General features: G+C 72.8%; 7 protein-coding genes. 4 read left to right on the top strand and 3 right to left on the bottom strand.

Annotated features, from left to right (window positions below; translation table 11 throughout):
• Positions 1–176 precede the first annotated feature (176 nt).
• From FJQ56_RS17735 to FJQ56_RS17750, 4 genes are all read left to right on the top strand, one after another.
• Complete coding sequence (locus FJQ56_RS17735) at positions 177–4778, top strand: DUF11 domain-containing protein (protein ID WP_140010915.1); 4602 nt, start codon at positions 177–179, stop codon at positions 4776–4778.
• A gap of 64 nt (positions 4779–4842) precedes the next feature.
• Positions 4843–5670, top strand: a complete 828-nt coding sequence (locus FJQ56_RS17740) for a septum formation family protein (RefSeq protein WP_140010916.1) — start codon at positions 4843–4845, stop codon at positions 5668–5670.
• Complete coding sequence (locus tag FJQ56_RS17745; protein WP_140010917.1) at positions 5663–6526, top strand: septum formation family protein; 864 nt, start codon at positions 5663–5665, stop codon at positions 6524–6526. The genes FJQ56_RS17740 and FJQ56_RS17745 overlap by 8 nt, the downstream gene beginning before the upstream one ends.
• A 636-nt stretch (positions 6527–7162) precedes the next feature.
• Positions 7163–8380 carry an HNH endonuclease signature motif containing protein gene (locus FJQ56_RS17750; RefSeq protein WP_140010918.1) on the top strand — a complete coding sequence of 406 codons (1218 nt, stop codon included), beginning with the start codon at positions 7163–7165 and terminating at the stop codon, positions 8378–8380.
• A 172-nt stretch (positions 8381–8552) separates the two neighbouring features.
• Here FJQ56_RS17750 and era read toward each other — a convergent pair whose 3' ends face one another.
• The 3 genes from era to FJQ56_RS17765 are packed head-to-tail and all read right to left on the bottom strand — an operon-like array spanning position 8553 to position 11512.
• Positions 8553–9491, bottom strand: a complete 939-nt coding sequence (gene era / locus FJQ56_RS17755) for a GTPase Era (RefSeq protein ID WP_140010919.1) — start codon at positions 9489–9491, stop codon at positions 8553–8555.
• Positions 9488–10198 (bottom strand): siderophore-interacting protein, encoded by a 711-nt coding sequence (locus tag FJQ56_RS17760; protein WP_140010920.1) that lies wholly within the window; start codon positions 10196–10198, stop codon positions 9488–9490. Before FJQ56_RS17760 ends, era begins: the two co-directional genes overlap by 4 nt.
• A gap of 30 nt (positions 10199–10228) precedes the next feature.
• A complete protein-coding gene (locus FJQ56_RS17765; RefSeq protein ID WP_342776484.1) occupies positions 10229–11512 on the bottom strand; it encodes a class I SAM-dependent methyltransferase in 1284 nt (427 codons plus the stop codon).
• Positions 11513–11515 lie beyond the last annotated feature (3 nt).

An 11515-nucleotide genomic window follows, 5' to 3' on the forward strand; every position in this document is an offset into this window, starting at 1 on the left:
GCGCGGCTCCGGGTCGCGACGGAGCCCCGCGACGGACCTGCCCACACCCACGGCCGACCCACTCGAGTGCCACGGCGACGCCGAGAGATCCACGGTTGACCCCCGGGGGATCCACATCCCCGGAACGAGTCGCACGACTGCCGGACATCCGCCGCCGCTCGCCGCACACTCCTGCCATGCCGTTTCTGGGGGGAATGGGCTCGATCGCGCGCCATCGAGTCGTCATCACGCTGTCACTGGTCGCCACGCTGCTCGCGCTGGTGCCGACGTCACCGGCCGCTGCGGCCGACCGCAACTTCGGCGTCCGCTACGCCGCCAACGACACCGGTGACATCGACATCGTCGGCAACACCGTGATGACCTGCCAGGCGTCCGCCCCGGGGTGCACGGCCGCGCGCACATCGGGCCCGACCGCCGTGGCCGACAGCGCGCTCAACAACAACAACTACGCGATGGTCTACGTCGACGTCGACGGCGACTCCAGCACGTTCAACTCCAGCCAGTCCACGCTCGACCTGCCCACCGGAGCGACCGTGCTGTTCGCCGGGCTCTACTGGGGCGGAGAGGTCACGGCCGGCGCCAGCGGCAGCGCCGCCCCCAACGCCTCCGCCCGCGGCTCGATCCGCTTCAAGGCGCCCGGCGACTCGAGCTACGCGAACCTCAACGCCACGACCCTCGACGACGGCTCCGTGATCTACCAGGGATTCGTCGACGTGACCACGCGCGTCCGCACCGCCGGGAAGGGCACCTACACGGTCGCCAACCTGCAGACGGGCACGGGCGCGGACCGGCTCGGCGGCTGGTCGCTCGTGGTCGCCTACCGCGACACCTCGATGCCGGCCCGCAACCTGACGGTCTTCGACGGGCTCAAGTCCATCAACGGCTCCGCGTCGGGATCCATCTCGGTCTCGGGCTTCCAGACGCCCCCGGCCGGTGCGGTCACCTCGACCCTCGGCTTCGTCACCTACGAGGGCGACACCGGTCTCGTCGGTGACACCGCCACGCTCAACGGCATCGCGCTGAGCGACGCGCAGCACCCGGCCACCAACTTCTTCGACTCGCGCAGCAGCCGCAACGGCGTGCTCCGCGCCGCCGGCTCGCCGAGCTATCCCAACAACCTGGGCTTCGAGCAGTCGATGCTGACGGTCGGCAACTCCTACATCGCCAACGGCGCGACCAGCGCGACCATCGGCCTGACGACCTCGGGTGACGTCTACGCGCCCGGCGTCGTGACGATCGCCACCGACCTCTACGCACCGCGGATCAACCAGACCAAGTCGGTCGTCGACGTCAACGGCGGCCGGGTCGAGCAGGGCGACCGGCTGCGCTACACCGTCTCGGGCACCAACTCCGGCCAGGACGGGGCCGCCGGCTTCGTGCTGCGCGACCCGCTGCCGGCCGACACCTCCTACGTCCCGGGCAGCATCCGGGTGACCCAGCCCGGCGGGTCGGCCACGTCCCGCACCGACGCCGCCGGCGACGACACGGCCGAGTACGACGCCGCCAACGACCGCGTGGTCGCCCGCCTCGGCACGGGAGCCAGTGCGACGGCGGGCGGCATGATCTCCCCCAACGCGAGCTACACGCTCGTCTTCGACGTCGTCGTCGACGGACCCAGCCCGGCGGTCCCGGGTGGCACGGTCGTGCGCAACACCGCGACGGCGAGCTACAACTCGCAGTCGCTGGGCACCGCGCTCACCACCGTCTCGACCGCCGACGTGACCGTCGCGGCTCCCGACCTCGCGGTCACCAAGACCCACAGCGGCACGTTCGTACAGGGCGCCCAAGCCGCCTTCACCCTCGGCGTGAGCAACGTCGGGCCGGTCGCGACCCAGGGTCAGGTGTCGGTCTCCGACACGCTGCCCGCCGGCCTCACCTTCGTCTCGGCCACCGGCTCCGGCTGGACCTGCAGCGGCACCGCCACGGTGACCTGCACGCGCAGCGACGTGCTGGCCGCCGGGGCGGCGTACCCGTCGATCAGCCTGACCGTGCTCGTCACCGACACCGCCCCCGCCACCGTGGCCAACACCGCGACCGTGGCCGGCGGCGGCGACTCCCCCGACGACAACAACAGCACCGTCGACAGCGTGCCGACCGTGGCGATCACCGACCTGTCGCTGACCAAGACGCCGAGCGCGACGTCGGTGGCCGTCGGGGGCGACGTCACCTACACGTTGACCGTCACCAACCACGGCCCCTCGCGGTCGACCGGGTCCACCGTCGTCGACACGCTCCCGGCCGGGATGACCTTCGTGTCCGCCGACTCGGGGTGCGTCAGCTCCCCCAGCGCCTCGACGGTCACCTGTGCGGTCGGACCGCTCGCCCAGGGCGCCAGCACGTCGGTGCTGGTCACCACGCGCCCCGACGTCGGCACCGCCGGACGCACGCTCACCAACACCGCGACGGTGCTCGCCGACCAGACCGACCCCACCCCGGGCAACGACTCGGCGACGGCGGCGGTGCAGGTGCGCCCGGTCGACCTCGCCGTGACCAGCAGCATCCAGGGCGACCCCGCGGTGCTCACCGCCGGGCAGACCGCCACGTGGCAGCTCGACGTCCGCAACCTCGGGACCTCGCCCGCCGCCGACACCGTGGTGCGCTTCGCCGTGCCGGACGACCTCGCCGTCGACGCCGCCAGCCTCGACCCGCGGTGCGCCCTGGACGGGGACGACGTGGTCTGCGACCTCGGCACCGTCGCCGCAGGTGCCGTCGTACCCCCGATCCTGGTCGAGGCCCGGGTCACGGCCACCACCACGGCGGCGACGATCGACACCCACGCCGTCGTCGGCTCCTCGGAGCCCGAGACCGACCTGAGCAACAACGCCGCCTCCACGAGCACCCCGATCGTCACCGCGGTCGACCTGGGCGTGACCGTCACGGCCACGCCGACCAGCGTCGGCGCCGGCGACACGCTCACCCTGACCTCGACGGTGACCAACGCCGGGCCGGGCACCCCGACCCACCCGACCCTGTCGGTCGCCATCCCCGACGGGACCACGTTCGTCTCCGCTCCGGCGGGCTGCTCCTACGCCACCGCCACGCGCACCGTCACGTGCACCCTGCCGGCCGGTGACCTGCAGCCGGGCGAGAGCCTGACCCGTGCCGTCGTCGTCACCGTCGGCAGCAACCCGGTCGACCCGCTCACCGCGACCGCGACCGTCGCGGACCCGCGCGACACCGACCCGAGCAACAACACCGCCACGGTCGTCGTCCCGGTCCTCGCCTACGCCGGTCTCTCGATCGTCAAGACCGTCGACCGCCCGCAGGCCGCGCCCGGCGACACCGTCACCTACACGCTCACGGCCCGCAACGCCGGACCCGCCACGGCGCGCGACGTCGTGGTCACCGACGCGCTGCCCGCTGGGACGACGTACGCCGGCGCCTCGGCCACGGGCGGCGGCACCTGCACCCACGCCGGGCAGGGCGTCAGCTGCGACCTCGGCTCGCTCGCGGCCGACGCCACCCGCACCGTGACGATCACCGCCACGGTCGACCCCATCGCCGCCTCCTCCGGTGGCGCGGGCCACCAGCTCGACGTGACCAAGGTCGAGAGCAACCTCGCTGCCCCGGCCGCCAGCACGGCGACCGCGACCGCGTCGTGCCCCACCGGCTACGTCGCCACCGACGGCAGCGTGCGCCTCGACGCGGTCGACCAGGGCACGGGCGGGTTCGCCGACGTCGTGGTCCTGCGCAGCAGCGCCACCGCCGACGGCACCGGGTGGACCGGCACGATCGACAACACGACCACCGGCCAGGCCCAGGCCCACGTCACGGTCGTCTGCACCACCTCCAGGACCACCACCGACGACGGCCACGCCCACGCCCTGCTCGTCTCGGACCCCGTCTCGACGGCCACCACCTGGACCGCCGGCACCTGGACCGTCGACCTCGCCTGCGGGGCCGGACAGGTGGCGGTCGCACCCGGCTTCACCTTCACCTCCGGTGCCGGGGTCGTCCGCACCAGCCGGCGCAACCCGGCCAACGGCCCGGGGTGGCGGTTCGTGGTCGACGTGCCCGAGTCGGCCACGGCCGCCCTGGACATGCGGTGCCTGTCCACCTCGCTCGACACCACGGCCGGGCACACCCACGACCTGGGTCTGGTGCAGCTCAGCGACACCGTGACGGTGCCCGCGGGCCGGACCACCCAGGCCACGCTCACCTGCGGCGAGCAGGCCAAGGGCATCGTGGCGTCGTACGACGTCGACCCCGGGCTGGTCCCGCTCGGCAACGACCCGCAGCCCAAGACCCGCGTCTTCCGCTTCAGCAACCCGACCTCCGGGCCGCTGACGGCGCGGATCGGCCTGCTGTGCCTCGACGTCCGCACCGGCCCCGCCCTCGCCGTGTCGACGATCACCAACACCGCCTGGGTCACGACCAGCAGCACGGACGCGACGACGGCGGACGACTCGGCGTCGGCGTCGTTCCGGGCGACCGCCGGGTCCGGCCCGGTGGCCGCGCCGAAGTTCACCGTGGCCACGCTGGTGCGGGTCGCCGGGACGGGTGCGCGCACCCGCGTGGTCATCCCCGTGCGGACCGCCGCCAGCCAGCGACTCACGGTGCGGGTCGTCGCCCTGGACAACGTGCTCGGCACCGCCGTACGCCGTGGTGACGTCCTGTCGACGGGCGCGGTCACGGTGCGGACCGGGCGCCACGACGTCCGCCTGCTGCTGCGGGGACGGGCGGCCTCCGCCCTGGCCAAGGGACGCACGCTCCGAGCACGCGTCGTCGTGGTCGCCCGCGACGGCCGCCAGGTGACCCACACGGTGCGCCTGCGGTGAGGTGGCGCCCCGGCCCACGATCCCGGGCCGGGGACCCTCCACCGCGCAGGTAGCATCGGCCCCCATGGCAGACCGGGCCCGCAGCTCCAGGATCGCGACGGCGGTCGCGCTGCTCGCGACCCTGCTGCTCGTGGTCACGGCTTGCAGCGAGCCGACGCCGCGCCCGGCGCCGGGCGCCGACCCGACGCAGGTCGACGCGGTGGAGGCTCCCCGGCTCGGGGCGTGCCGCCGGCTCGAGCTCGACGACGTCGCCGCCCCCACCAACGCCACCAAGGTCGTCGGCTGCAGCTCCAAGCACACCGCCGAGACGTACGCCGTCGGCGACCTGCCGGCCGAGCTGCGCGACGCGGCGTACGACTCCGCCGAGGTCGGCCGGTTCGCCTACGACACCTGCGACGCGGGGCTGCGCAAGTTCCTCGGCGCCGACGACAGCCAGTCGATGCGCACGGTCCTGAGCTGGGCCTGGTTCCGGCCCTCCGAGAAGGCCTGGGACGACGGCGCGCGGTGGTACCGCTGCGACGTCATCGGCGGCGGCGAGCAGAGCGCCGCGCTGGTCTCGCTCCCCCGGACCGCGCGCGGGATCCTCTCGGGCCGGCCGGACGACCGGTGGGTCGCGTGCGTGAAGGGCCCGTCGGTGGCCGACTCGGCGAAGATCCCGTGCACGCAGCCGCACGACTGGCGCGCGGTCACGACGATCAAGCTGGGCGAGGCTGCCGATCCCTACCCGGGTGACCGCCTGTCCGAGGTGCAGTCCCGCGACTTCTGCAAGAAGTCGGTGCAGGCCTACCTCGACTACCCACCGCAGTTCCAGTTCGGCTTCACGTGGTTCCACGAGGCGGAGTGGAAGGCCGGCAACCGCCGGTCGGTGTGCTGGGCCAAGACGAATGAGTAGGCAGACGAGCAGGCAACCGCTCGCAGCCCTGCTGGCCGTCGTCGTGCTCATCGGCGTGCTGCTGACAGGCTGCTCGGGCGACGACGACCCGCCGGCTGACACCGCCCCCACGGCGACCCCCACCCCGACGGCCACCCCGACGGCCACGGCCCCTCCGACGGCCCGGCCCGTGTCGGCGCCGAAGCGGGGATCCTGCTACCGGCTGACCTACCGTCAGGCGGTGTCCCCGACCAGCGGCGCGAAGTCGACGTCGTGCCGCGGCGCCCACACCTCGCAGACCTACCAGGTCGGCACCATCGACAACGTCGTCGACGGCCACCTGCTGGCGGTCGACTCGGCGCGGGTGCAGGACGACGTCGCCGAGCGCTGCCCTGCCGCCCTCGGCAAGGCCGTCGGCGGGACCGTCGAGGCCCGGCGGCTCAGCATGCTGCGGTCGGTGTGGTTCACCCCGAGCCTGGCCCAGTCCGGCCGGGGCGCCGCGTGGTACCGCTGCGACGTCGTCGCGCTCGCCGGGGCCGAGTCCCTGCTCGACGTACGCGGGTCCCTCGAGGGTGTGCTCGACACCGACGCGGGTCGCGACCGCTACGGCATGTGCGGCACCGCCAGCCCCGACAGCGCGGCCTTCGAGCGCGTGCCCTGCAGCGCGCGCCACACGTGGCGGGCCTTCTCGGTGCTCACGCTCGAGGGCAGCCGCTACCCGGGCGCCCGGGCCGTCGACCGGACCGGCTCCAGGTGCGAGGAGGCGGCCGTCGACGTGGTCGACGACCCGCTCGACTACCAGTGGGCCTACGAGGGTCCCGATGCCGACGAGTGGGCCGCCGGGCAGACGTTCGTGCGGTGCTGGGCACCGGACTGACCGCCCCTCCGTCACGGTGGTCGAGGAAGCCGCCCGCGGCCGTCTCGAGACCACGGCAACCGACGGCTGCCAGGCCGACCACACGGTGGTCGAGGAGGCCGCCCGCGGCCGTCTCGAGACCCCCGCAACCGACACTGCCAGGCCGACCCCACGGTGGTCGAGGAGGCCGCCCGCGGCCGTCTCGAGACCCCCGCAACCGACACTGCCGGGCCGCCCCCACGGTGGTCGAGGAGGCCGCCCGCGGCCGTCTCGAGACCCCCGCAACCGACACTTCCGGGCCGACCCGACGGTGGTCGAGGAGGCCGCCCGCGGCCGTCTCGAGACCCCCGCAACCGACGCTGCCAACTGGCCCGGTGTCTCGCCTGATCGGGGCTCTCACGGCGCGGGTTCAACAGGGTCGGGGTGTCCGCGCGCCTAGCATCCCGGGCCTCCCCGTCAAGGATCGCGCGTCGCGCGCCCGCTACGCGGCGCCCTACGGCCGTCCTTGACAGCGAGCCTCTCCCGGAATGCTTCATGACGCAGACAAGGGCGGGCTGCGCCGCGCCCTTGCCATGCGCGGACACCCCGCGCCAAGTCCAATATCCACAACCTCCCTTGATTCGAACACACGTTCGAACCAAGTGGTAGAATGGGCCCATGGCGACCACGACCCGCACCCGTTGCAGCGACCCGCTGCTGGAATCGGTGCGCACGCGCCGGCAGGCCGAGGCACGTGACCAGGTCGCGACCCTGACCGCCGTCTTGGACTGGGCGGTGGCCAACACCGCCGACGAGGTCGAGACCGCCGGGCTGTTGGACCCGATGGTCGAGCCCGCCCTGCACCTGGGCGGGCTGGGTTGCCCGGTGATCGGTGAGTTCGCTGCCCTGGACCTGGCCCTGTCGTTGGGGATGTCGACCGACGGTGGGCTGGCCTACCTCGGCAAGGCGTTGGAGCTGCGCCACCGGCTGCCACGGCTCTACGCGAGGGTCGTGGGTCTCGAGGTCTCGCTGTGGAAGGCGTTCCGGGTCGCCGAGCAGACCATCGCCCTGCCACCCGCCGGTGCGACCCACGTTGACCGGGTCATCAGCCCGTTCCTGCACACCTGCTCCTGGGCCCAGGTCGACCGCGCCGTCGATGCCGCCCGAGCCCATTACGACCCCGCCGAGGCCGAACGTCGCCGCCAGTCCGCAGCCGAGGAGCGCCACGCCAGCGTGGACCTGCGCGATGCCACCACCACCGGCACCGTGGAGGTGCGTGCCACCCTCGATCTGGCCGACGCCCTGGACCTCGAGACCGCCCTGCGCGGGGGCGCCCAGGTGCTGGCCGACCTCGGCTCCACCGAGACCCTCGAGGTCCGCCGTTCCCAGGCCCTGGGTCAGATGGCCCGCCACCAGTTGGCGTTGGACCTCGAGACCGGCGGCACCGGTCGTGGTGTGACGATCTACGCCCACCTCACCGCCGAGGACACCTCAGCGGTGCTGGACAACACCCTGACCCCGGTCCTGGTCGAGCAGATCCGGCACTGGTGCCAGGCCGCTGGCACCAGGGTCACCGTCAAGCCCGTCATCGACCTCGCCTCCGACCCAACCACCACGGCCTACCGCCCCACCGAGACGATCCGCGAACAGGTCCACCTGCGCGACCGGACGTGCGTGTTCCCCGACTGCGGGAGACGCAAGGTCGACCTCGACCACATCGTTCCCTTCGACCTGGGCGGACCGACGTCAGCGCACAACCTCGCCATGCTCTGCCGCAGGCACCACCGCGCCAAGACCCACGGCCGATGGTCCTACCAGATGCTCGAACCCGGGCTCTACCAATGGACCAGCCCCACCGGTGCGACCTACACCGTCGACCGCCGCCGACGACCCTGACCGCCCCACACCCCGCCATCCACCAGGACCGCGGGGCCACCGGCACGCCCGGACCTCAGGTGCGAGTGGCGACGTAGAGCACCGACACGTAGTGCTCCTCGACCTCGCCACCGCACGCGTCGGCGACGACCGCGACCCGGTCGACGTGACCCGATGGCTCGTGCGGCCCGGCTCAGAAGCCGAGCTTGCGCAGCTGGCGCGGGTCGCGCTGCCAGTCCTTGGCGATCTTGATGTGCAGGTCGAGGTAGACGGGCGTGCCGAGGAGCGCCTCGATCTGCTGGCGGGCCCGGCTGCCGACGTCCTTGAGGCGGGCCCCCTTGTGGCCGATCATGATGCCCTTCTGGGAGTCGCGCTCGACGTAGAGGTTGGCGTAGATGTCGAGCAACGGCTTGTCGGCGTCGCGGTCGGCCCGCAGGTTCATCTCCTCGACGACCACGGCGATCGAGTGGGGCAGCTCGTCGCGCACGCCCTCCAGCGCCGCCTCGCGGATCAGCTCGGCGACGATGATCTCCTCGGGGGCGTCGCTGAGCTCGCCGTCGGGGTAGAGCTGCGGCCCCTCGGGCAGCAGCCCGACGAGGAGGTCGGCGAGGAGCTGGACCTGGTCGCCGCCCTGGGCGGAGACCGGGACGATCTCGGCCCAGTCGGTGCCGGTCTCGGTGCCGAGGGTCGCGATGTCGAGCAGGTGCTGGCCGAGCTGCTCGGGCGTGGCCAGGTCGGTCTTGGTGGCGATGGCGACCTTGATGGTGCGCTTGACCTTGCCCATCTCGCGCACGATGAAGCGGTCGCCGGGGCCGATCTTCTCGTTGGCCGGGAAGCACACCGCGACGACGTCGACCTCGGCCAGCGTGGTCTTGACCAGGTCGTTGAGCCGCTCGCCGAGCAGGGTGCGCGGCCGGTGCAGGCCGGGGGTGTCGACCAGGATCAGCTGGGCGTCGGGCCGGTGGACGATGCCGCGTACGACGGTGCGGGTGGTCTGCGGCTTGGAGCTGGTGATGACGACCTTGCTGCCGACGAGCGCGTTGGTCAGCGTCGACTTGCCGGCGTTGGGGCGCCCGACGAACGAGGCGAACCCGCTCCGGTGGGCGGGCAGCGGTGGGGGTGTCTCGGTCATGTGCTCGTCTCTGCTCGTCGTACCGGATCGACCGCGCGGGGCTGCCGGCCGGCGACCGCGCGCCAGTAGCCCATCACGTCGTACGCCGTGCTCGGGAGTGAGCGCTCGCGCATCAGGTGCTTGCGGATCGCCCGCATCTGCGCGGACTCCCCCGCCATCCAGAAGTAGCCGTCGCCCTCGGGCCACACCAGGTCGCTGACGACGTCGGCGAGCCGGCTCACCCCGTCGCCGGGCTGGCCGAGGAAGTCGACCTCGACCCCGGGCAGGTAGTCGGACATGTCGTCGGGCACCTCGGCCCAGACCCGCGTGGGTACGACGACCGACTCCACGATCCGGGCGATCGCGGGCAGCGCCGTCAGGTCGCCGACCAGCATCAGCCAGGAGGCGCCGGGCGGCATGTCGAAGGAGCCCTTGGGCTCGGTGACCGTCACCGGGTCACCAACGCAGTCGCCGGCGGCCCACTCGGTGACCAGCCCGACGTCGTGGACGACCACGTCGAGCGTCAGCCGCTCGCCGTCCCAGAAGCGCACCGTGTAGTAGCGGCTCTGGAACTGGCCCGGCACCACGAGCCCGACCCACTCGTCGGGGATCCCGGTGCTGGTGAACCCGGCCAGACCGGGGCCGCCGAGCACGAGCCTGACCAGGTGGGCAGCCAGCGGGGTGCGCGAGAGCACCACTGCCTCGTAGGTCGCCGCCTTGGTGCTCATCGGTCAACCGTAGTGGCCCGGGCCCCGGGGTCAGGAACCCCAGGTCGGGCGCAGCGCGAACCCGTCGGACCCGTCGGCGGCCGTGCGGACGGCGAGGACCTGGTGCAGCTGCACCTCGTTGCGCTCGAACCCGACCCGGCAGGCGGCCATGTAGAGCCCCCAGACCCGCGCGGTGCCGAGCCCGACCTCGGCCACGCACTCGTCCCAGTTGTCGACCAGGTTGCGGTTCCAGTCGCGCAGGGTCATCGCGTAGTGGTGGCGCAGGTTCTCGCTGTGCATGACCTCGAGGCCGGCGTCCTGGGCCTCGGTGATCATCCGGCCCGAGCCGGTGAGCTCGCCGTCGGGGAAGACGTAGCGGTCGATGACCGCGCCGGTGCGGGTGGGCTTGTTGGTGTGCCGGGTGATGCTGTGGTTGAGCAGACGTCCCTCGGGCTTGAGCTTGTCGCGCAGGAACGCGAAGTAGGACGGGTAGTTGGCGATCCCGATGTGCTCGGTCAGGCCGATGGAGGACACCGCGTCGAAGTCGGACTCCAGGACCTCGCGGTAGTCGAGGTGGCGGACCTCGGCGAGGTCGCCGAGGCCGGCGTCGTCGATCGCCTGCTTGGCCCACTCGGCCTGCTGGCGGCTGAGCGTCACGCCGAGCGCCTTGACGCCGTACTCGCGGGCGGCGTGGATGACCATGCCGCCCCAGCCGCAGCCCACGTCGAGCAGCCGCTGGCCGGGCTGCAGGTCGAGCTTGCGGGCGACGAGGTCGAACTTCTCGGCCTGCGCCTCCTCGAGGGTGGCCTCGGCGGTCGGGTAGACCGCGCAGGTGTAGGCCATGGAGGGTCCCAGCACGTGGCGGTAGAAGGCGTTGGAGACGTCGTAGTGGTGCGCGATGGCCTCGGCGTCACGGCTCATCGAGTGGCGCACGCCCTCCATCATCCGGCGCCAGCGCGGCAGGTGCTCCTGCGGCGGCGGCGGCGGCGGCTTGAGGTTGGACAGGCCCAGCCCGCGCACGATGGTGACCAGCTCGCCGGGCGTGGGCGCCCGGAACTTCGTGTGGTCCTTGAGCTTCTGCATGACCTCGTAGGGGTTGCCCGGGTGCTCGCCGTGCACCAGGAGGTCGCCGGCGACGTAGGCGCGCGCGAGCCCGAGGTCGCCGGGCGCGGTCACGAGGTACTGCAGGCCGCGCTGGTTGACGAGCTCGAGGCCGATCTCGGCGTCCTCGGGGCCGGCCGCGCTGCCGTCGTAGGCGGTGAAGCGCAGCGGCATGCCGCCACGGGTGAGGTCGGCGACGACGTCGGCGATCTTGAAGGAGGGGGTGGATGCCACGGT

Origin of the sequence: Nocardioides plantarum (genome assembly GCF_006346395.1) — a bacterium.
Lineage (GTDB): Bacteria > Actinomycetota > Actinomycetes > Propionibacteriales > Nocardioidaceae > Nocardioides > Nocardioides plantarum.